This window comes from Luteimonas sp. gir (genome assembly GCF_037198055.1).
In the GTDB taxonomy this organism is placed as follows: domain Bacteria; phylum Pseudomonadota; class Gammaproteobacteria; order Xanthomonadales; family Xanthomonadaceae; genus Luteimonas; species Luteimonas citri_A.
Window position 1 is genome coordinate 374,708 of record NZ_JBBAXQ010000002.1, and the last position, 20,050, is coordinate 394,757.

Here is a 20,050-nt window from a genome sequence, read left to right on the forward strand (position 1 = left end):
GTCGCCTGCCTGCGGGCGGCGACCTGCGTGGCCGCTTGGCTGGGCGCGGCGCCCGTGTTCGCGCTGCGGCAGTGTCCTGCGGTCAGCGACGATGCGGGCCTGTTCGCGTTCCTGGGCGTCGTCTGTCTGGTGCTGGCGGTCGTCGTCGGCAGCGCAGTGCCCTGGATCACGTTCCGCAGGCTCCGCGGGCAGCCGGCCGTCGCGGTCGTCCTCGGGCTGCTGCTGGCGATCGTCGTGATGCTGGCGATCTGGGTCGCGGGTCTCTGGGTCTGGGGCGCCTGGGCGGTCATGCGCTGCTGACCGGGCGACGCCCGCTGTCGCGTCAGTCCGCAGACGCGTGCGCCTTGCCCGTACGCAGGCGGCGGACGCCCGATACCACGGCGACCGCCAGACCGCCGGCGACCACGCCCACGACCGCATTGATCAGCGTCGGCAGCAGCGCGCCGAGCACGGTGCCGACCGTTGGCAATGCGCCCAGGCCGGTTGCTGTCTCGTCGATCCAGGTCGCCAGGTCGTGGATGGCGTGGGTGATGATGCCGCCGCCGACCAGGAACATCGCCGCGGTGCCGACGATCGCCAGGCCTTTCATCAACCAGGGCGCGGCGCGCAGGATCGCGCGGCCTGTCGCCTGCGCCGCCGCCGAGGCGCGACGGGTCAGCGCCAGGCCGGCGTCGTCGAGTTTGACGATACCCGCGACCAAGCCGTAGACCCCGACGGTCACCAGCGCCGAGATGCCGACGAGCACGCCCAACTGGGTCGCAAAGGGCTGACCGGCGACGGTGCCCAGCGCGATCGCGATGATCTCGGCCGACAGGATCAGATCGGTGCGCACCGCGCCGCGGATCTTGTCGCGCTCGAATGCCACCGGGTCGACATCGGCTGCGGCCAGCGCCGCGGTGCGCGCGGGCTTGTCGGCATCGTCGCGCGCGCGATGCACGAGCTTGTGCAGGACCTTCTCGAAGCCCTCGTAGCACAGGAACAGGCCGCCGGCCAGCAACAGCGGGGTGACCAGCCACGGCAGCCAGGCGCTGATCGCCAGCGCGCCGGGCACCAGGATCAGTTTGTTGCGCGCCGAGCCCTTGGCGACCGCCCAGACCACCGGCAGCTCGCGGTCGGCCTGGACGCCGGTGACCTGTTGCGCGTTGAGTGCCAGATCGTCGCCGAGCACGCCGGCGGTCTTGCGCGCGGCGACCTTGGTCATCAACGCGACATCGTCGAGCACGGTGGCGATGTCGTCGAGCAGGGTCAGCAGGCTGAAGGCCATCGCAAGGGCGCCGAAAAAGGAGAGGTCGGCGCGCAGTATCCGTCAGCGCGGTGAGCGCGCAATCACGCGCGCGCGGACGTCAGCGGGCCAACGCGTAGGCGGCGATCGCGAAGGCCAGCGCGGCGGCGGTCGCGGCAGCCACGGCCAGCCGGTTGGACAGCACCAGCCGTCGTTCCAGGCGCTCGGCGCCCAGTTGCAGCACCTCGATGGTCTTCTGCATGTCGACGGCGAGCTTGGCGATCGAGTCGGCGTTCTGGCTCGCCGCATCCTGCAGTTCGCCAATCTGCGCGTCGATCACGTCGAGCCGCCGCTGCTGGCCGAGGTCGATCTGGGGCGGCGTGCGGGTGAAGATCGGCCGTGCCAGCCGGACGATCTCGGGCAGGTACGGGGCGACGGCGGTGATCCAGCCTGCGGCCATGGGGTGTCCTCCGGTGCGCGTCTACTCGACGCTGGCGTAGACCGTGATCTCTTCGCGGTCGTGGTAGAGCTGGCGGGCACGCAGCGTCAGCGTCGCATGCTCGCCGGCGTTGTTGGCGAACAGGTCCAGCGCCAGCAGCGTTTCCTGCCAGCGCTTCTTCATCGGCAGCTTGAGATTGAAGATCGCGTGCCGGCACCAGCCCTCGCGGAACCAGGTGGCCATGCGGTCGGCCACGCGGCGCGGCTGTTCGACCATGTCGCACACCAGCCAGTCGACCGGGCCGACGGGCTGATAGCGGAAGCCGTCCACGCGGTGGTGATCGACCAGGCCAGTGTCGAGCAGCTCGGCCTGCATCGGTCCGTTGTCGACTGCGACCACTCGCATGTGCTCGCGCGTCAGCACCCAGGTCCAGCCGCCGGGCGCTGCGCCCAGATCGACCGCGCGCATGCCCGGCTTGATGCGGGCATTGCGCTCGCGCTCGGTCAACAAGGTCATGAAGGCCTCTTCGAGCTTCAGCGCCGAGCGCGACGGGGCCTCGGTGTGCGTGCGCAGGCGCGGGATGCCCATCGCCCACGGGGCGCTGTCGCCGACGATCGATTGCGCGATGAAGGCGTGGGTGCCGCTGACGAAGAAGACGTGCAGGCGCGGGAAACGCGCTTCGTCCTTCTGGCTCAGGAAGCCGCGCTTGCGCAGCGCCGGACGCAGCGCGTTGCCGAAGCTGCGTGCCAGGCCGGCGAGCTGCTTGCCGTCGTCGGAATCGGGATGTTCGACGATCAGCTCGCCATGACGTCCGCGGCCGGCCAGCGCCTCGAAGATCGGCGTGATCCGGTCGGTCGGGTCCAGGTCGCGCAACTCGGCCAGCAACATCAGCTTCTGGCGCGCGAAGATCAGTTCGCGGAACGGCAGCTCGTGGGTCAATGCCGGGCCGTTGTCGGAATGGAACAGCACGTAGCCGTCCCCGCGCCGGGTCTGCGCATAGCCGGCGACGCGCACGCCGGCGGCGCGCTCGGTCAGCTCGGCGGCGAGGTCGGACTCGAAACCCGGGCGGCAATAGCACAGCAGGCCGCTGACCGGTGGAGTGGCGCCGAGGTCCGACTGGAGCGGGTCGATGTCGTGCATGTCAGTACTTCGCTCCTTCGGATTCGCCGTAGGTGCGCAGCACTGTGCAGGCCTCGTCGCGCAACAGGTCGCGCACGACCGCAATGCCGCGGCCGGTCAGGGCGCCGACCCAGTCTTCGGGCAGCGGGCCTTCGTCGAAGGGCGTCAGCGCCTCGACGTCCTCGGCGCGCGCGCCGATCAGCAGCCGGTCGATGCCGGCCCAGACGGTGGCGCCGTAGCACATGCAGCAGGGCTGCGACGAGGTCGCCAGCGTCACCGGGCCGATGCGTTCGTTGAGCCGCGGCGTCTGCAGCCGTTGCTGCGCCAGCATGTAGGCCATCGTCTCGGCGTGGGCGACCGAGCAGGTGTGCGGCATCACCCGGTTCACGCCGACCGCCACGATGCGGTCCTGGCCGTCGAAGACCGCCGCGCCGAACGGGCCGCCACTGGCGGCCTCGACATTGCGCCGCGAGAGCGCGATCGCGAGCGCGACCTTGGCCTCGTCGCCAGGATAGGTGCGCGCCGTGTCGACATGCTCGTGGACCCAGGCGGGCAGGGTGAGGTGGACTTGTGCGTACAGCATTGCAGATACCTTGGAAGAAGCCAGGCGGCGAAGCCGCGGTCAGCGCGTGTGCACGCGCATCGGCGCCGCTTCGCAGCGGTTAGAGACGCAGCGGCAGGCCTCGATCTGCCGGAAACCGCAGACCGAGGCCAGCCCGCGCGCGGCGCAGTCGGCCGCGACGGCCTGCGGATCGACCGCGGCGTCGCGATGGACGCAGGCCGGATAGACGCCGCAGCAGTTGCCGACATTCTTGACCACGCAGTCGGCGTCGACCTCGCAGCCGGTGTCGGGGGCGAGCGGATTGCCGGTGCCGACCGACAGGGCCGGGGGCGCGCCGGCGGGCGGTGTGCTCGGTGTGTGCGGCGCGGCGCAGGCCGCGAGCATGAGGACCGACACGAGGGCGCAGAGGCCGAACAGTAAGGGGCGCAAACGATTCATCGGCGCGATGGTACCGCCCTGGCGCGTCGGCCGTGTCGAACGCGCGCTGCGGGCGCATGTCGGCACGCGCCGGTTGGGGAGGGAGGCGACGGTGTTAGACCCAGCCCTGGTACAAAGTGAACACGCCCCAGGTATCGATGAGGCCGTGGGCGAGCACCAGCGCCCAGAGGTTGCGTCCCGAGCGCAGATAGGCTGCACAGAACAGCGCGCCGACCAGGCCAGTCAACACGATCCCCGCCAGTCCTTGATCTGCATGCATCAGGCCGAACACGACGCCGCCGACCAGCGTCGCAAGGGCGCCGCGCATAGGCTTGGCGCGGAACAATGCCGCCAGCTGATGGACCAGAAACGCACGGAAGACGAGCTCCTCGCCCAGCGCGGCACTGAGCCAGGCCCCCAGCACCAGATCGCGCGCCATCGGAACGTTGCCGCGCAGCGCGCCGTAACCGCTGTAGTCCACCGGCGTTCCGGTCAGCCTGTCGACCAGCGGTTCGAGCACCGGGCCGACGATGCCTGCGACCAGGACGACCAGCGCAGCCGTCCAGCCGAGCGTTGCCCACAGGCTCTGTCGCCCGAAGCCGGCGGCCCGCCACCGGCGTGTCTCGACCAACACCCAGGTCACGCCGAGCGCCCCGACGATCGGCATCCGCCAGGGAAACGGCAGCCACTGGACGTAGGCCAGCGACAGGACCACTGCGATCGCCCCCAGGCGAACGAGCGGGTGCGTCATCCACGACGGACCCATGTGCATGTCCGGCACCGACGTGGGCGTGTCGGCCATCAGCCGCCGGGCTTGGCCGAGGTCCAGACGTCGCGCAAGGTGACGCTGCGGTTGAACACCGGCTTGTCTGTGGCGTGGTCGTAGCGGTCGGCGACGAAGTAGCCCAGGCGCTCGAACTGGAACGCCTGCTCGGGTGCGGCCTGCGCGGCGGCCGGCTCCACGTAGCCGGTGGTGCTGCGCTTGGAATCGGGATTGAGATGGTCGCGGTAGGTCTTGCCGGTGGACTCGTCATCAGGCTTTTCGACGACGAACAGGCGGTCGTAGAGCCGCACCTCGGCCTGGACCGCATGCGCGGCGCTGACCCAGTGGATCGTGCCCTTGACCTTGCGGTTGGCGCCTTCCATGCCGGGTCGCGACTCGGGATCGAGCGTGCCGCGCAACTCGACGATCGCACCGTCGGCGTCCTTGATCACCTCATCGACGCGCACGATGCCGGCGCCGCGCAGGCGCACTTCGCCGCCGGGCACCAGGCGCTTCCATCCCTTGGGCGGCACTTCGGCGAAATCCTCGCGCTCGATCCACAGCTGCCGCGAGAACGGCACCTCGCGCGTGCCCTGCGCCTCGTCTTTGGGGTGGTTGGGGAAGGTCAGCGTTTCGGCATGGCCCTCGGGCAGGTTGGTCAGCACCAGCTTGAGCGGGTCGATCACTGCCATGCGCCGCGGCGCGCGTGCATCGAGGTCGTCGCGCAGCGCACCTTCGAGCACCGAGAAGTCGATCACCGAGTTCTGCTTGCTGATGCCCACCCGGTCGACCAGCAACCGCAGGCTCGCAGGCGTATAGCCGCGGCGACGCAGCCCCTGCAGCGTGTACATGCGCGGGTCGTCCCAGCCGTCGACCAGGCCGTCGGCGACCAGTTGGGTGAGCTTGCGCTTGCTCATCACCGTGTAGTTGATGTTCAGGCGCGAGAACTCGATCTGACGCGGCTTGGCCGCGACGACCGGCAGGCCGCGCGCAGTCAACGATGCGAGCAGTTCGGGATGTCCGGCCAGGTCGACTCGGTCGACGACCCAGTCGTAGAGCGGGCGATGGTCCTCGAACTCCAGCGTGCACAGCGAGTGGGTGATGCCTTCGACCGCGTCGCCCAGCGCGTGGGCATAGTCGTACATCGGATAGATCGGCCAGGCATCGCCGGTGTTCTGGTGGGCGAGATGCTTGATCCGGTACAGCGCTGGGTCGCGCAGATTCATGTTGCCGCTGGCCATGTCGATCTTCGCGCGCAGCGTGCGCGTGCCGTCGGCGAACTCGCCGGCGCGCATGCGCCGGAACAGGTCCAGGTTCTCCTCCACGCTGCGGTCGCGGAACGGCGAATTGCGGCCCGGCTCGGTCAGCGTGCCGCGGTACTCGCGGACCTGCTCCGCGGTCAGGTCACAGACGAAGGCATCGCCCTGCGCGATGAGCTTCTCGGCGGCCAGGTAATAGACCTCGAAGTAGTCCGAGGCGTGGCGCAGTTCGGCCCAGTCGAAGCCCAGCCAGCGCACGTCGTCTTCGATCGCACGCACGAACGCCAGGTCTTCCTTTTCCGGGTTGGTGTCGTCGAAGCGCAGGTTGCACCGCCCGCCGAACTCGTCGGCGATGCCGAAGTCCAGGCAGATCGCCTTGGCGTGTCCGATGTGCAGATACCCATTGGGCTCGGGCGGGAACCGGGTCCGGACCGTCGTGTGCCGGCCGCTGGCGAGGTCCTCGCGGACGATCTGCCGGATGAAGTCCTGACGCACCGGAGCGGCGGCGTCGGTGGGCGGGGCGGCGGATTCGATCGGACCTGCGGACATGGGGCGGACGGCTCGGGAAAGGCGGAATGAACTGCGCAGTGTAGCGGACCGGTCGGCAGGGCCGGCGATGGCCGAGCCTGCCCGGGGCGCGGCGCTTGTGTGACCGCCGATGACATAATGTTGTGACGGAGTACGGATTTCCGACGGGAAGGAGCAGGATGCAGCGCGACAGCGAGAAGGCGCGCGGGCGGCGCGTGGGCGACGATGTGTCGGCCGCGCGCCGACGTGTGCGAGAGGGCCCGCCGATGACGAGCAGCGAACGTGCGCGTGCGATTCCCGGCCACGGTTGGGTGCTGGCCGGCTGCCTGCTGGTATTGCTGGGCCTGTTCGTCGCGCTGGTCGCCTCCACCCAATTGCGGCCGGGCGAGCGCCGCGCGGTCGAGGTCCTGCCACCGGCGCCCGACGCGTCCCCCGGGGCAGAGGCACGCCTGCGCTTCACGCTGCCGAGCGGCGATGCCGCCGGTGGGCGCTGGGCACTGTGGTTTCCCCGTGAGATGGTCGAGGGGCTGCAGTTGCAAGCCGCCGATGGCTGGCGCAGCGAGCCGCGCGGCTTCTTCCAGGTCGGCGACGACGAGGGCATGTTGCCGACTGGCTATGGCTTCGTGCTGCCGGAGTGGCAGGGCCCGGTGGAACTGACGCTGCATGCCGACCGGCCGCTTCCGGCGACGATGCGGCCGGTGCTGGCCCGCGCCGTCGACGTGCGGCGGATCGAGCGCTCGGGCGTCGCGCTCGCCGGTGCGGTCTACGGCGGCCTGTTGGCGCTGGCGGCGATGGCGCTGGCGCTGGCGCACGCCTCGCGTGACCGACTGTTCGTGGGGTTCTTCGGCTATGTGGTCGTGCTGGTGCTGCTGCTGCAGGCCCGCAACGGGCATCTGTACGGGTTGCCCGGCGCGTCGCTGCTGGGGGCGTGGCGCGAGCAGGGGGTCTCGGCGCTGGCGCTGCTCTATGCCGCGGTTTGGCTGTCACTTGTGCGTGCCTACGCGATGCCCGGACGTGACGACCGTCTGGTGCGTATCGTCCGCGTACTGGCGATGGTGTTGGCGGCGCTGGCTGCAGTCTGCGCCCTGCGCTTGCCGGCGCTCGATGGCGTCATCGAGCGCATCACCGCCTACGGCTGGCTGCTGGCGGGCATCGCGGGGCTGGCGATGCTGGTCGATGGCGCACGCCGCGGCGTCGCCCTGGCCGGCTGGTTGCTGGTGACCGCATTCGTGCCGGTCATCGCCGGCGCCTGGGCCGCCCTGGTCCGGCACGGGCTCGCCGCCGACGTGCCGCTGGTCCACCTGGGGTATCAGGGCGGCGCGGTGGCGTTCGTGCTGGTGTTGGGCCTGGCCCTGGTGCAGCGGATCGGCGACTACCGTGACCAGCGCGACCGCGACCGGATCGCGCGACTGGAGACCGAGCGCCGCATGCGCCGCGAGGCGGCCCGCGCGAATCTGTCGGCGGCCCTGCAGGCCCAGCTCGACGGTCTGGACGCAGGGGACCTACCGGCCTGCGGTTTCCGCTTGCTGGTCGAGCACCTGATGCCGCTGGTGCCTGCCGAGTCGTGCGCGGTGATGCTGCGCGGTTATCTTGGCGTGGACCGGGTGTTCGTCGAGCCAGCCGGGGTGGCGGCGCGTGTCGAACGCAGCCTCGCCTCGCGCGAGCAAGCCCTGCGCCGACTGGCGGTCGCTGGCGTGGCGACCCAGCAACCTGCGCCGGAAGAAGGCCGCGGACCGGCGATCGAGGCCTGGGTGCCGCTGCAGATGCGCACGCCGGTCTGGGGCGTGCTGGTGATGCGCCGTGCCGGCGACGCCGGATTCCTGCCCGAGGACATGGCGCTGATTGCCGAACTGCTGCGACTGGTGCAGCAGCACGTCGACCAGGCGGCGGCCGCGCTCAAGCTGCGCCGCTCGGCCGAGATGGACGCACTGACTGGCACGATGAACCGCCGCATGCTCGACCAGTGGGTGGCGCGGATCTTCGCCGATGCAGAGCGCGACGAACGGCCGGTCTCGGTGCTGTTTGTCGACCTGGATCACTTCAAGTCGGTTAACGACCGCTACGGTCATGCCTGCGGCGACGACTGCCTGCGCCGGGTCGCGGCCGCGCTGAAGGGCGCTTTGAGCGACGGCGCGGTGTTCGGCCGTTACGGCGGCGAGGAGTTCATGGTCGTGCTGCCGGGCCTGGAGGGCGCCCGGGCGCGGGTCATCGGCGAGCGCATGCGCATGGCGGTCGAGGAGGTCGATGTCCGCCACGAAGGTACGCGCGTTGGGCTGTCGGTCAGCATCGGCATCGCGACCCGACGCCGCGGCGAACGCACCGCCGCCCAGACGCTGGCGCGCGCCGACAAGGCGCTCTACGCCGCCAAGCACGAGGGCAGGAATCGCGTCCGGATGGCGCCGGCCGTCTTCGCCTGAGGTGCCGGCCGGGGGTAGGGCGCTGCTACGCTGCCGCTCCCCCATCGCTGGATCGGTGCCATGCAGGACGTTCCCGCCGGCCGCGCTGCACTCGCGAGCATGTTGGCCGGCGCCGTGTTGATCGGCAGCAACGGCCTGATGGTGCGCCTGGCCGGCACGCCGCCGACGATCTCGGCGTTCTACCGCATGCTGTTCGCCGGCGCCCTGCTCACGCTCTGGGTCGCGCTGCGTCGCGATTGGCGGCCGATTCCGGCACGGCTATGGTGGCTGGCGCTGTTGCCCGCCGCCGCGTTCGCGGCCGACCTGTGGCTGTGGCATCGCAGCATCCTGCTGATCGGTCCCGGCCTGGCAACGCTGCTGGCCAATGCGCAGGTGTTCTTCATGGCGCTTGCCGGGATGGTGCTGTTCGGCGAACGCCTGGGACCGCGCTTTCTGGGCGGCATCGTGCTCGCCTTCGCGGGGCTGTGGCTGCTGCTGGGTGCCGACTGGGCCGCGCTGCCGGCCGACTACCGCTGGGGCGTGTGGCTGGGGCTGGGAACCGGACTGTGCTACGCGGTCTACAACGTCGGTCTGCGCCAGGTGCAGCGCGCCGGACAGCGGCTGGCGCCGCTGCGCGCCGCGCCGATCGCGCAGGTGCTGGCGCTGGTGTCGCTGCTGTGCGCGGTGCTGCTGGGGCTGGCGGGTCTGGCCGAGGGCGTGTCGTTCGCGATCCCGAGCTGGCGTGCCCTGGCCTGGTTGCTGTTGCTCGCAGGGCTCGGGCATTGCCTGAGCTGGATGCTGATCTCGCGGGCGATGCAGCAGTTGCCGGTCGCACTGGTGGGCCTGTTGCTGCTTGCCCAGCCGGTGTGCGCGTTCGTGCTCGATCTGGTGGTGTTGCAGCGGCCGACGGTGCCGCGCGAATGGCTGGGGCTGGCCTGCACGCTGGCGGGCATCTTCCTCGCCGGGCTGAAGGGCAGCGATCGTGCGCGGGCATCTGAGCCGCAGCGCCCTTGAACCCCGGGTCGGCATGCCGCATCCATGAGAGGCGGCGACCGGCCGCATCCGCAGGAGGGTTCGATGATGCTGGGAATCGGAGCGTGGAAGCAGCGCCTGCCGCGGGCGCAGGACGCGCTGCCCGGCCGCGACACGCCGCTGCCGCTGCACAACGTGCATGCCGTGCACGGCCGACCGCTGCGCGATGCCGTCGACGGTCTTGAGCAGGTGCAGTTCGGCATGGGCTGCTTCTGGGGCGCGGAGCGCAAATTCTGGTCGCTGCCGGGCGTGGTGACGACGGCGGTCGGCTACGCCGGCGGGCTGACCCCGAATCCGACCTACCGCGAAGTGTGCTCGGGCCAGACCGGCCATGCCGAGGTCGTGCTGGTGGTCTACGACCCGGCGCAGGTCGCCTTCGAGCATCTGCTGCAGCTGTTCTGGGAAGGCCACGATCCCACCCAGGGCATGCGTCAGGGCAACGACGTCGGCACCCAGTACCGCTCGGCGATCTACTGCACCACTGCCGATCAGCATGTCCTGGCGGTGCGCAGCCGCGATGCCTACCAGGCGCAGTTGCAGGCCGCGGGCTTCCCGGCGATCACCACTGAGCTGGCGGGACCGCCCGCGCCAACGTTCTACTACGCCGAGGACGAGCATCAGCAGTACCTGCACAAGCACCCTGGCGGCTATTGCGGGCTGGGTGGGACCGGCGTCGCCTGCCCGGTGGGTGTAGCGCTGTAGCGTCGCCGATGCGCGGCTGGCTCAGGCGGCGCGTGGCGCCGCCGGGTCGAGCAAGGCTGCCGGCAGCGCACGCAGCGCTTCGGCCAGCCGCAGCAGGAAATCGTGCATCGCCGAGCTGCGCCGCCACACCATCGCGATCCGCCGTGTCGGGCGGGTGTCGCTGAAGTCGAGCAGGTGCAGATGCGGCGACGGCGCCACCGGCGGTTTGGTCGCGAGCACCGGCAGCAGGGTCACGCCGACGTTCGCGGCGACCATCTGACGCAGCGTCTCCAAGCTCGTGGCGCGGAACTCGGCATGCTCGGCGGCGCCGGACAATCGGCACACGTCCAATGCCTGCTCGCGCATGCAGTGGCCGTCCTCGAGCAGCAGCAGCTTCTGCTGCGACAGCGCCGGCAGGTCCAGCCGGTCCTGCGCGGCCAGCGGATGGCGGTCGGACACGGCGAGCACGAATGGCTCCTCGAACAGGAACTGCGTGTGCAACTGCTCGTCGTCGAGCGGCAACGCAAGAATCGCTGCGTCGAGCCGGCCATCGTGCAGGCGTGACAGCAGCACGTTGCTCTTCTCCTCGATCAGCAGCAGCTCGAGCTCGGGGAACCGTGCACGCACCAGCGGCACGGCGTGCGGCAGCAGGTAGGGGCCGAGCGTGGGAAACACGCCGAGCCGGATCGAGCCGGCCTCAGGATCGGCGCTGCGCCGCGCGACGTCCTTCATCTGCTCGATGTCGGCGACGATCCGCCGCGCGCGCTCGGCGATCTGCTGGCCGGTCGGGGTCAGCATGACCTTGCGCGGCGCCCGTTCGACCAGCGCCACGCCCAGTTCCTCCTCCAACTTGCGGATCTGCGTCGACAGCGTCGGCTGGCTGACGAAGCAGCTGGCCGCGGCGCGGCCGAAATGCCGATGTTCGGCCAATGCGACGAAGTAGCGCAGATCCCGCAGGTTCATCGCTGCGTGCCCCGCGCCGACGCGCTGCCCGGTCGCCGCGAAGCGACGACCGGGCAGGCCGCATGGTCTGCGGGCGCGCCCATGCTCAGGCGGCCGCGGCCTGAGCGGCCGGCGCGGAGTGCCGGATCAGATGGTCGAACGCGCTCAGCGCCGCCTTCGACCCTTCACCCATCGCGATGACGATCTGCTTGTAAGGCACCGTGGTCGCATCGCCGGCGGCGAACACGCCCGGCACGCTGGTCTGGCCGCGGGCATCGACGACGATCTCGCCGCGCGGGCTCAGCTCGACCACGCCCTTCAACCATTCGGTATTGGGCAGCAGGCCGATCTGCACGAACACGCCTTCGAGCTCGACACGATGGTCGCTGCCGCCAACGCGGTCGCGGTACACCAGACCATTGACCCGGCTGCCGTCGCCGAGCACCTCGGTGGTCTGCGCGCTGGTGACGATGCGCACATTCGCCAGGCTGCGCAGCTTGCGCTGCAGCACCTCGTCGGCGCGCAGCTGCGCGTCGAACTCGATCAGCGTGACGTGGGCGACGATGCCGGCCAGGTCGATCGCAGCCTCGACGCCGGAGTTGCCGCCGCCGATCACCGCCACGCGCTTGCCCTTGAACAGCGGTCCGTCGCAATGCGGGCAGTAGGCCACGCCCTTGTTGCGGTACTGGTCCTCACCCGGCACGTTCATCTGCCGCCAGCGCGCGCCAGTGGCCAGCACGACGGTACGCGAGCGCAGCGACGCGCCGTTCTCCAGTTGCACCTCGATCAGCCCGTCGTCGCCGGCCGGCACCAGCCGCGTGCCGCGCTGCAGATTCATGATGTCGACCTCGTACTCGCGCACGTGTTGCTCGAGTGCAGCGGCGAGCTTCGGGCCCTCGGTCTCCTTGACCGAGATGAAATTCTCGATCGCCATCGTGTCGAGCACCTGGCCGCCGAAACGCTCTGCGGCGATACCGGTACGGATGCCCTTGCGCGCGGCGTAGATCGCTGCGGCCGCGCCAGCCGGACCGCCGCCCACGACCAGCACCTCGAACGGCGCCTTGTCGGCGATCTTTGCGGCCTCGCGTTTCGCCGCACCGGTGTCGAGCTTGGCGACGATCTGCTCGAGCGTCATCCGGCCCTGATCGAACTTTTCGCCGTTGAGGAACACGGTGGGCACCGACATGATCTCGCGCGCCTCGACTTCGTCCTGGAACAGGGCGCCGTCGATGGCCACGTGGCGGATGCGTGGATTGAGCACCGCCGCCAGATTCAGCGCCTGCACCACGTCCGGGCAGTTCTGGCACGACAACGAGTAATAGGTTTCGAACAGGTAGTCGCCCTCGAGCGCGGCGACCTGCTCGAGCGTCTCCTGCGCGGCCTTCGACGGATGGCCGCCGACCTGCAGCAGCGCCAGCACCAGCGAGGTGAACTCATGCCCCATCGGTAGGCCGGCGAAGCGCAGCGAAATGTCGTGACCGGGCGAGGTCAGCGCGAACGACGGACGCCGCGCGTCGTCGCCGTCCAGGTCGATCGTGATGCGATCGCTGGCTTCGGCGAGGTCGTCGAGCAGGCTGCGCAGCTCGGCGGACTTGGGGCCGTCGTCGAGCGAGGCCACGATGTGGATCGGGCGCACGGCGCGGGCCAGGTAGCCCTTGAGCTGGGCTTTGAGGTCGGCTTCCAACATGGTCGGCTCCTGGAGGCAGGGTGGGGCGGTACGCGACGTGCCGTGATGGCACATCGGACGGCGGGAGGGAGGCGAACCGGAGACCGCGCGAGCGCACACGGGCTCCGGTTCGCCTCCATCCCCGAAACGGGGACGGAGGCGGCCGCGGCAGGCGCCGCGGCCGGCACGCGGATCAGATCTTGCCGACCAGATCCAGCGACGGTGCGAGGGTCTTCTCGCCTTCCTTCCACTTGGCCGGGCAGACCTCGTTGGGGTGGGCGGCAACGTACTGCGCGGCCTTGAGCTTGCGCAGGGTTTCGGTCACGTCGCGGGCGATCGCGTTGTCGTGGATTTCCAGCGTCTTGATCACGCCGTCGGGGTTGATGATGAACGTGCCGCGCAGTGCGAGGCCTTCTTCCTCGATGTGCACGCCGAACGCGCGCGTCAGCTGGTGGGTGGGGTCGCCGACCAGCGGGAACTGCGCCTTGCCGACGGCAGGCGAGGTCTCGTGCCACACCTTGTGCGAGAAGTGCGTGTCGGTGGTGACGATGTAGACCTCGGCGCCGGCCTTCTGGAACTCGGCGTAATGCTCGGCGGCGTCCTCGACCTCGGTCGGGCAATTGAAGGTGAAGGCGGCCGGCATGAAGATCAGCACCGACCACTTGCCCTTCAGGCTCTCGTTGCTGACTTCGACGAACTCGCCGTTCTGGAACGCGGTGGCCTTGAACGGCTTGATCTCGGTGTTGATGAGGGACATGGAAACTCCTTGGGTGAAGAGGGTGCGGCCGTGGCCGGCCGACGGCCGGAGAGACCGGCTAGGCATAGGTTAGGCGCGCTCTATCGATATGTAAAATCGATAAGTCGAATCCTATCAATAGGTTCAGGCTATCGATTGTGGGTGCGGCGAGTACGACAATGAAAACGCTTGCAATGACTGCTGCACTGCAGCAATATCAGGCGCAAGGGGCTGGTCGACGTGCTATCGCCACCCAGCCCAGGCGGTCCAGGCCGCACACCCCGTTCCGTGTCCGTACCTCCCTCCCACACGTGTCACGGAATCTTTGAAGGCGGCTTCGGCCGCCTTCATTTTGTCTATCTGCAAGTGCGAGGCCGGAAACGGCTCTCCCCTCTGCAAGGCCGCTGCACTGTCCGGCCACGCAAAGCGCGCGTGGCGCTCGCATGGATGCGCGGCAATGCCGCGCACACCATCCATGCTTTCCCCGCCTTGACTCGGGCGCGCACCATCCATGGCGCGCTTGACGCGGTCACCGGTCACCAGTCCGCTGCCATGAACGCTTGCAACCCGACTTCGGATGGACGTCGTAGTCGCCCGCTGGACGAGTCGCTGGCCGTCGGCCTCAGTGTGTCGTAGTGGCCGCCGAACACGACCCGGCTCGATCAGTCAGCATAAAACCGGGGTCAGAGTGCAATTTCGCGGGACGAAAATTGCACTCTGACCCCGGTTTTGTGAGGTGCGCGCGGTCGAGTCAAGGCATGCGAACGCCAGGCGTGCGTTGCGTGGCCGGACCGCGTAACGGCCGTGAAAGAGGAGAAGGCGGCTTCTGTCGGCGGGCAGCAGCCTGTCCGAACTGGAGAATCAGTCTTCCCTCTACCCCAAAAGAAGACCCTCAGTCGGTCAGCACGCGCGCCGCGTTGCGGGCTGCATCTGGTCCGGCCGCTGATGTGGGCCCCGTCGTGGACACGAAGTCCAGCACCGCAGGCAGCACCGTTGGCGATCGCGCCGGGTTGTAGAACGCCGCTGCGGGCGCGAAATGATGCGCGCCGGGCAAGACCCGCAGCGTCGAGGCCTCGCCGTGACCGCGTAGCGCGGCGTCCAGGCGCCGGCTGTTGTCCACGTCGACCGTGCGGTCGGCATCGCCGTGCACCAACAGGAATGGCGGCTCGTCGCCATCGACGAACCGCAGCGCCATCGCGTCGGGCCATTGCGTGCGCGGCCCGAACACCGGCGCCAGGCGCGGTCCGATCGAAAAATCGTAGGGACCGGCCAGACCGATCACCCCGGCCAGATCGCGCGGCACCATGCCGACTGCCGCAAGATGGCGCGCATCGGTGCCCAGCAATGCTGCGATCTGCGCCCCGGCCGAGTGCCCGGCGACAAACAGACGGCGCGGATCGCCGCCGTACGCCTGCGCGTGGTCGCGCGTCCAGCGCACCGCCCGCGCCGCATCGCCGACGAAATCGGGAAAGCCGGCCGCCGGATACGTGCGGTAGTCGGCGACGATCGCGACGACGCCGTGCTGCGCCAACCGGCTGCCGACGAAGCGATACTGCGCGCGGCTGCCACGCCGCCACGAACCGCCGTAGAAGAACACCACGACCGGGGCGTCGCTGACCGGTGCAGCCGGCCGATAGACGTCGAGCGACAATGCGCGGTCGGCGTCGTAGACCACGCTGACCGCGGGTCGGTCGCTGTGCCGGTTGACGACTGCGAAGAACGCGCTCTGACAGGCGGACAGCATCAACGCGACCAGCGCCGCAAGGCAGATGCGCAAGGAAGAAGGCATCGGCGGCCGCTCGAGCGAAAGGGCGACCACCATGCCGGACGCCCGCGCCGCTACGATGTGAAGTCATGGATACGCCTTCTCCCCGACTCGATGCGGTGCTGCGCGCGGCTGCGTCGCGCATCGACGCCACCGATGCCCGCTGGCTGCTCGCGCACGCTGTCGGGCGTCCGCACAGTTGGCTGTTCGCACATGGCGACGACCCGATCGAGCCGGCATTGGCCGCACGCTTCGAAATGTTGGTGGCGCGTCGCGCTGCCGGCGAGCCGGTCGCCTATCTGACCGGGCGTCGCGGCTTCTGGCGGTTCGACCTGGCGGTGTCGCCGGCGACGCTGATTCCCCGGCCCGAGACCGAGCGGCTGGTCGAGCTGGCGTTGGCGCGGCTGCCGGCCGGCCCCGGCGCCGCGGTTGCCGACCTGGGCACCGGCAGCGGTGCGGTCGCGCTCGCGCTTGCGGTCGAGCGCCCGGACGTCGACGTGGTCGCCACCGACCTGAGCGAGGCCGCGCTCGCCGTTGCGCGCGCCAATGCCGCCGAGCTGGGGCTCGCGCGCGTGACGTTCCTGGCCGGCGACTGGTACGCGCCGCTCGCGGGCCGCCGCTTCGATGTGCTGGTCAGCAACCCGCCGTACATCGAGGCGGACGATCCACACCTGGCGCGTGGCGATCTGCGCTTCGAGCCGCCGACCGCACTGGCCTCGGGCGACGACGGCCTCGACGCGATCCGCGTGCTGGCCGGCGGGGCCTGCGCGCACCTGCGGCCCGGGGGTTGGCTGTTGGTCGAGCACGGGCTGGCGCAAGGCGCGGCGGTGCGCGCGCTGTTCGAAGCGGCAGGCCTTGGCGATGTGGAGACCGCGTGCGATCTGGAGCAGCGCGACCGCGTGACCTTCGGACGCGCCGGGGGCGCCTGACCGCGGCTGTTAGAATGGCGTCCGGTTCCTTTCGGATGCCCGTGCATGCGACAGCTCTATCCCGCCATCGAACCCTACGACACCGGTTCGCTGGCCGTCGACGATCGACACGTCCTGTACTACGAACAGTGCGGCAACCCGAAGGGCAAGCCGGTCGTGCTGCTGCATGGCGGTCCGGGCGGCGGTTGCAGCCCGAAGATGCGCTGCTTCCACGATCCGGCGAAGTACCGCATCGTGCTGTTCGATCAGCGGGGTGCCGGACGCTCGACGCCGCATGCCGATCTGGTCGCCAATACGACCTGGGATCTGGTCGCCGACATTGAGCGCCTGCGCGAGCATCTGGGCATCGAGCAGTGGCAGGTCTTCGGTGGCTCGTGGGGGTCGACGCTGGCGTTGGCCTATGCCCAGAGCCACGCGCGCCGGGTCAACGAACTGGTCCTGCGCGGCATTTTCATGTTGCGTCGCTGGGAACTGGAATGGTTCTACCAGGAAGGTGCGTCGCGTCTGTTCCCGGAAGCCTGGCAGCAGTACATCGCGGCGATTCCGCACAATGAGCGTGGCGACCTGATCGCCGCGTTCCACAAGCGCCTGACCAGCGACGACGAGGGCGTGCGCCTGGACGCCGCCCGCGCGTGGAGCGTCTGGGAAGGCGCCACGAGCTTCCTGCATATCGACGAGGACTTCGCCGACAGCCACGCCGATGCGCGGTTCGCGCTCGCGTTCGCGCGCATCGAGAACCACTACTTCGTCAACGGGGGCTTCTTCGAAGTCGACGACCAGTTGCTGCGCGACGCCTACCGCATCGTCGACATCCCGGGCGTCATCGTGCACGGCCGCTACGATGTCGTCTGCCCGGTGCAGAACGCCTGGGACCTGCACCAGGTCTGGCCGAAGGCCGAACTGGTGATCACGCCGGCCTCGGGCCACTCGGCGTTCGAAGCCGAGAACATCGACGCGCTGGTCCGCGCGACCGATCGCTTCGCCTGATCCACTGCGCGCCCGCATGCGCGGGCGCGATCATCCACGCGCGCTCGCGTGGCACGTATCCACTGCTCATGCGCCGGACACCGGCGCACACCACGGGACATCGCACCATGTCGGAAGAAGACACCATCGTCGTCAAGGACAGCAACGGCACCGCGCTCGCCGACGGCGACTCGGTCACGCTGATCAAGGACCTCAAGGTCAAGGGCACCAACGTCACGCTCAAGCGCGGCACGCTGGTCAAGAACATCCGTCTCACCGACGACGCCGACCTGATCGAGTGCAACGCCGAGAAGGTCAAGGGCCTGGTGCTGCGCACCGAGTTCCTCAAGAAGGCCTGAGTGCAGGTGGTGCCGGGCGCAGGCCCGGCCCATGACCGTCAGTCGACCGGTGTGCCGTCGGGCTGGTGGTCGATCATCCACAGCCCCGCCCAGAGCTTGAGGTCGAGCTCGTAGCCTTCGGCATGCTTGCGCATCAGCCAGGCCGGCGCGGTGGCGCGCGGCACGGTGTGGACGATGATGTCTTCGTCGTCGATGCCGCCGCCTTTGCCGACCCGGGTCAGTTCGCGGGCACGGACGAAGGCCACGCGCTCGTTGCTCATGCCCGCTGTCGTCGGGCCGGTCAGCAACACATCGACACGCCCGGCCGACCAGCCGGTCTCCTCGATCAGCTCGCGCCGGGCCGCGTCCTCGAGCGAATCGGAGCTGCCGTGGTCGCCGACCAGGCCGGCCGGCATCTCGATCGTGCGCGCACCCAGCGGCACCCGGTACTGCTCGACGAACAGCACCTCGTCGTCCGGCGTGACCGCAATGATCAGCACCGCCATACCGTTGCCGCCGTGGGTGCGTTCGCACGATTCCCACGTGCCCCGGCGCACCAGCCGCAGCCAGTCGCCCTGATAGAGCACTTCCGCCGCGTCGGCGGGTCCTGCATCCGGATTCGTCATGCGTCGATGGTAGTCGCCTGGCCGCAACGCCGGTAGCACGCTGCGGCGCGCCGGTCAGGCTTCGGCCACCGGCGCCCACGTCAGCCCGGCCGCGGCGTACAGGCGCCGCCGCGTCAGCGGGCCGAAACGCAACGCGGTGCACAGCGCCGACAGCGCCTGCGCATCGCCGTCGCGCCGTGCGAAGCCATCCGCGCCCTCGCCCAGCGGCGCATCGCAGGCGATCGTCGTCAGCTGGCGGTACAGCTGCGCGGCCTGGGCGTGCTGACGTAGCTTCGCACCCGCCTGGGCGGCGCCGCGGAAGCGCAGGAACGCGATCTCGTCGCTGCGCGCCAGCAGCGCGTCGAGCGTGCCGAAGTGGTGCAGCAGGCTGGCCGCGGTCTTGCAGCCGATGCCCGGCACGCCGGGGATGTTGTCGATCGCGTCGCCGCACAGCGCGAGGTAGTCGGCGATCTGGTGCGCCTCCACGCCATGGCGCGCACGCACGCCGGCCGCGGTCCAGCGTTGGCCGCGAGCGTAGTCCCACTGCTCGTCGGCGCCCTGGAGCAATTGCGACAGGTCCTTGTCGGCCGAGACGATGACGCCGTGGTGCGCGCGGTGGCGACCGGCCTGCAACGCGCTGCCGATCAGATCGTCGGCTTCGTACTCGGTGTCGGCGAGCACGACCAGGCCGAGCGCGCGGCACAGCGCCTTGCAGTGCGCGAACTGCCGGCGCAATGCGTCCGGCGCGGGCGGGCGGTTGGCCTTGTAGGCCGGATACAGGCGATTGCGGAAACAGCTGTCGAGCGCTTCGTCGAAGGCGATCGCGATGTGTCGCGGGCGTTCGCGCTCGATCAGCTCGGCGAGAAACCGTGCGAACCCCTGCACGGCATTGGTCGGCCAGCCATCGGCGTCGTGGAACTCGTCGGGCATCGAGTGCCAGGCGCGGAACACGTAGAGGCTGGCGTCGACCAGGTACAGCGGGGCGGTCGGCGGCGGGGCGGGCGACTGGACGGCGGGGGGCGTCAGACTCACGGCGCGACCCAGTCCTGCAGCAGCGCGGCCGGGTCCGGTCGCTCGCGTTCGGGCGGATCCAGCCGCGGGCTGCCGATGTGGATGAAGCCGGCGATGCGTTCGTGCTCGCCCAGGCCGAGCGCGGCGAGGATCTCGCCGTCGTAAGCCGGCCAGCCGGTCAGCCAGGACGCGCCGAAGCCACAGGCCTGCGCGGCCTGCAGCAGTGCAAAGCACACGCTGCCGGCGGTCAGCAGCCGCTCGATGTCGGGGATCGCGGTGTCGTGCGGGTCCAGGATCGCGACGACCGCGATCACCAGCGGCGCGTGCGAGAACCGGTGGCGGTCCTTGTCGAGCGCGCCGGCGCCGATCTCCGGATCGCGTGCGCGGGCGCGGGCTACCAACCGTTCACCGAGCGCGTGGCGCGCGTCGCCGGCGATGCGCAGGAACCGGAACGGCACCCGCTTGCCGTGGTCGGGGACCCGCACCGCCGAGCGCAGCATGCGCTGCAGGGTCGCGTCGTCGGGTCCTGGCGCATCGAGCTGGCGCGCCGGCACCGAACGCCGCGCATCGAGCGCGTCGAGAAGGCGTTCAGCATTTGGGAGTATCGTCACGGACTTGTGCCTCTGGTTTCGGAAAGCTAAGTGCGGGGGCGCTGTGCCCCATCCCCCGATTCT

The 20,050-nt window shown here is 69.8% G+C and carries 20 protein-coding genes and 1 pseudogene; 7 read left to right on the top strand and 14 right to left on the bottom strand.

Annotated elements, in window-relative coordinates; translation table 11 throughout:
- Positions 1-27 precede the first annotated feature (27 nt).
- Positions 28-300, top strand: coding sequence for a hypothetical protein (locus WAF18_RS05275; RefSeq protein WP_337244198.1), 273 nt, complete (start codon positions 28-30; stop codon positions 298-300).
- 22 nt (positions 301-322) lie between these two features.
- Here WAF18_RS05275 and WAF18_RS05280 read toward each other — a convergent pair whose 3' ends face one another.
- From WAF18_RS05280 to WAF18_RS05310, 7 genes are all read right to left on the bottom strand, one after another.
- Entirely contained in the window at positions 323-1,264 is a 942-nt protein-coding gene (locus WAF18_RS05280) for a DUF808 domain-containing protein (RefSeq protein ID WP_337244199.1), read from the bottom strand.
- Between the two features lie 79 nt (positions 1,265-1,343).
- Positions 1,344-1,682, bottom strand: a complete 339-nt coding sequence (locus WAF18_RS05285) for a hypothetical protein (protein WP_337244200.1) — start codon at positions 1,680-1,682, stop codon at positions 1,344-1,346.
- Positions 1,683-1,703: 21 nt separating this feature from the next.
- Positions 1,704-2,801 carry a 23S rRNA (cytidine(2498)-2'-O)-methyltransferase RlmM gene (rlmM, locus tag WAF18_RS05290; RefSeq protein ID WP_337244201.1) on the bottom strand — a complete coding sequence of 366 codons (1,098 nt, stop codon included), beginning with the start codon at positions 2,799-2,801 and terminating at the stop codon, positions 1,704-1,706.
- Between the two features lies 1 nt (position 2,802).
- Positions 2,803-3,363 (bottom strand): nucleoside deaminase, encoded by a 561-nt coding sequence (locus WAF18_RS05295; RefSeq protein ID WP_337244202.1) that lies wholly within the window; start codon positions 3,361-3,363, stop codon positions 2,803-2,805.
- Positions 3,364-3,402: 39 nt separating this feature from the next.
- The gene (locus WAF18_RS05300; RefSeq protein ID WP_337244203.1) at positions 3,403-3,738 is read right to left on the bottom strand and encodes a hypothetical protein; all 336 of its coding nucleotides are present in this window, start codon (positions 3,736-3,738) and stop codon (positions 3,403-3,405) included.
- A 136-nt stretch (positions 3,739-3,874) separates the two neighbouring features.
- On the bottom strand, positions 3,875-4,426 hold the full coding sequence (locus WAF18_RS05305; protein ID WP_337244373.1) for a CPBP family intramembrane glutamic endopeptidase: 552 nt from the start codon (positions 4,424-4,426) through the stop codon (positions 3,875-3,877).
- A gap of 134 nt (positions 4,427-4,560) precedes the next feature.
- Positions 4,561-6,330, bottom strand: a complete 1,770-nt coding sequence (locus WAF18_RS05310; RefSeq protein WP_337244204.1) for a glutamine--tRNA ligase/YqeY domain fusion protein — start codon at positions 6,328-6,330, stop codon at positions 4,561-4,563.
- Between the two features lie 245 nt (positions 6,331-6,575).
- Here WAF18_RS05310 and WAF18_RS05315 point away from each other — a divergent pair, with 245 nt between their 5' ends.
- From WAF18_RS05315 to msrA, 3 genes are all read left to right on the top strand, one after another.
- Entirely contained in the window at positions 6,576-8,726 is a 2,151-nt protein-coding gene (locus WAF18_RS05315) for a GGDEF domain-containing protein (RefSeq protein ID WP_337244205.1), read from the top strand.
- Positions 8,727-8,786: 60 nt separating this feature from the next.
- A complete protein-coding gene (locus WAF18_RS05320) occupies positions 8,787-9,719 on the top strand; it encodes a DMT family transporter (RefSeq protein WP_337244206.1) in 933 nt (310 codons plus the stop codon).
- A 66-nt stretch (positions 9,720-9,785) separates the two neighbouring features.
- Positions 9,786-10,439 (top strand): peptide-methionine (S)-S-oxide reductase MsrA, encoded by a 654-nt coding sequence (msrA, locus tag WAF18_RS05325; RefSeq protein WP_337244374.1) that lies wholly within the window; start codon positions 9,786-9,788, stop codon positions 10,437-10,439.
- Positions 10,440-10,460: 21 nt separating this feature from the next.
- On the opposite strand, the gene WAF18_RS05330 is transcribed toward msrA, so the two are convergent.
- From WAF18_RS05330 to WAF18_RS05345, 4 genes are all read right to left on the bottom strand, one after another.
- A complete protein-coding gene (locus WAF18_RS05330) occupies positions 10,461-11,381 on the bottom strand; it encodes a LysR substrate-binding domain-containing protein (protein WP_337244207.1) in 921 nt (306 codons plus the stop codon).
- A gap of 85 nt (positions 11,382-11,466) precedes the next feature.
- A complete protein-coding gene (ahpF, locus tag WAF18_RS05335; RefSeq protein ID WP_337244208.1) occupies positions 11,467-13,047 on the bottom strand; it encodes an alkyl hydroperoxide reductase subunit F in 1,581 nt (526 codons plus the stop codon).
- Positions 13,048-13,219: 172 nt separating this feature from the next.
- Positions 13,220-13,783 (bottom strand): alkyl hydroperoxide reductase subunit C, encoded by a 564-nt coding sequence (gene ahpC, locus WAF18_RS05340; protein WP_337244209.1) that lies wholly within the window; start codon positions 13,781-13,783, stop codon positions 13,220-13,222.
- An 871-nt stretch (positions 13,784-14,654) separates the two neighbouring features.
- Positions 14,655-15,551, bottom strand: a complete 897-nt coding sequence (locus WAF18_RS05345; protein ID WP_337244210.1) for an alpha/beta hydrolase — start codon at positions 15,549-15,551, stop codon at positions 14,655-14,657.
- A 65-nt stretch (positions 15,552-15,616) separates the two neighbouring features.
- On the opposite strand from WAF18_RS05345, the gene prmC reads away from it, so the two are divergent.
- The 3 genes and pseudogenes from prmC to WAF18_RS05360 all read left to right on the top strand — a co-directional run.
- A complete protein-coding gene (gene prmC / locus WAF18_RS05350; protein ID WP_337244211.1) occupies positions 15,617-16,456 on the top strand; it encodes a peptide chain release factor N(5)-glutamine methyltransferase in 840 nt (279 codons plus the stop codon).
- Positions 16,457-16,501: 45 nt separating this feature from the next.
- Positions 16,502-17,443 carry a prolyl aminopeptidase gene (pip, locus tag WAF18_RS05355; protein ID WP_337244212.1) on the top strand — a complete coding sequence of 314 codons (942 nt, stop codon included), beginning with the start codon at positions 16,502-16,504 and terminating at the stop codon, positions 17,441-17,443.
- Positions 17,444-17,562: 119 nt separating this feature from the next.
- Positions 17,563-17,781: pseudogene (locus WAF18_RS05360) on the top strand (alkylphosphonate utilization protein); the annotation flags it as partial.
- A 38-nt stretch (positions 17,782-17,819) separates the two neighbouring features.
- Here WAF18_RS05360 and WAF18_RS05365 read toward each other — a convergent pair.
- The 3 genes from WAF18_RS05365 to WAF18_RS05375 are packed head-to-tail and all read right to left on the bottom strand — an operon-like array spanning position 17,820 to position 19,987.
- On the bottom strand, positions 17,820-18,386 hold the full coding sequence (locus WAF18_RS05365) for an NUDIX hydrolase (RefSeq protein ID WP_337244213.1): 567 nt from the start codon (positions 18,384-18,386) through the stop codon (positions 17,820-17,822).
- A 54-nt stretch (positions 18,387-18,440) separates the two neighbouring features.
- Positions 18,441-19,397 (bottom strand): 5'-3' exonuclease H3TH domain-containing protein, encoded by a 957-nt coding sequence (locus tag WAF18_RS05370; protein WP_337244214.1) that lies wholly within the window; start codon positions 19,395-19,397, stop codon positions 18,441-18,443.
- Positions 19,394-19,987, bottom strand: a complete 594-nt coding sequence (locus WAF18_RS05375) for a nitroreductase (RefSeq protein ID WP_337244215.1) — start codon at positions 19,985-19,987, stop codon at positions 19,394-19,396. The genes WAF18_RS05370 and WAF18_RS05375 overlap by 4 nt, the downstream gene beginning before the upstream one ends.
- Positions 19,988-20,050: the final 63 nt, after the last annotated feature.

Excerpts from the sequence above, each read along its gene's own strand:
- WAF18_RS05280 (WP_337244199.1), bottom strand. The coding sequence starts at position 1,264 with ATGGCCTTCAGCCTGCTGACCCTGCTCGACGACATCGCCACCGTGCTC.
- WAF18_RS05285 (WP_337244200.1), bottom strand. The coding sequence starts at position 1,682 with ATGGCCGCAGGCTGGATCACCGCCGTCGCCCCGTACCTGCCCGAGATC.
- rlmM (WP_337244201.1), bottom strand. The coding sequence starts at position 2,801 with ATGCACGACATCGACCCGCTCCAGTCGGACCTCGGCGCCACTCCACCG.
- WAF18_RS05295 (WP_337244202.1), bottom strand. The coding sequence starts at position 3,363 with ATGCTGTACGCACAAGTCCACCTCACCCTGCCCGCCTGGGTCCACGAG.
- WAF18_RS05305 (WP_337244373.1), bottom strand. The coding sequence starts at position 4,426 with ATGCCGATCGTCGGGGCGCTCGGCGTGACCTGGGTGTTGGTCGAGACA.
- WAF18_RS05310 (WP_337244204.1), bottom strand. The coding sequence starts at position 6,330 with ATGTCCGCAGGTCCGATCGAATCCGCCGCCCCGCCCACCGACGCCGCC.
- WAF18_RS05315 (WP_337244205.1), top strand. The coding sequence starts at position 6,576 with ATGACGAGCAGCGAACGTGCGCGTGCGATTCCCGGCCACGGTTGGGTG.
- WAF18_RS05320 (WP_337244206.1), top strand. The coding sequence starts at position 8,787 with ATGCAGGACGTTCCCGCCGGCCGCGCTGCACTCGCGAGCATGTTGGCC.
- msrA (WP_337244374.1), top strand. The coding sequence starts at position 9,786 with ATGCTGGGAATCGGAGCGTGGAAGCAGCGCCTGCCGCGGGCGCAGGAC.
- WAF18_RS05330 (WP_337244207.1), bottom strand. The coding sequence starts at position 11,381 with ATGAACCTGCGGGATCTGCGCTACTTCGTCGCATTGGCCGAACATCGG.
- ahpF (WP_337244208.1), bottom strand. The coding sequence starts at position 13,047 with ATGTTGGAAGCCGACCTCAAAGCCCAGCTCAAGGGCTACCTGGCCCGC.
- ahpC (WP_337244209.1), bottom strand. The coding sequence starts at position 13,783 with ATGTCCCTCATCAACACCGAGATCAAGCCGTTCAAGGCCACCGCGTTC.
- WAF18_RS05345 (WP_337244210.1), bottom strand. The coding sequence starts at position 15,551 with ATGCCTTCTTCCTTGCGCATCTGCCTTGCGGCGCTGGTCGCGTTGATG.
- prmC (WP_337244211.1), top strand. The coding sequence starts at position 15,617 with ATGGATACGCCTTCTCCCCGACTCGATGCGGTGCTGCGCGCGGCTGCG.
- pip (WP_337244212.1), top strand. The coding sequence starts at position 16,502 with ATGCGACAGCTCTATCCCGCCATCGAACCCTACGACACCGGTTCGCTG.
- WAF18_RS05365 (WP_337244213.1), bottom strand. The coding sequence starts at position 18,386 with ATGACGAATCCGGATGCAGGACCCGCCGACGCGGCGGAAGTGCTCTAT.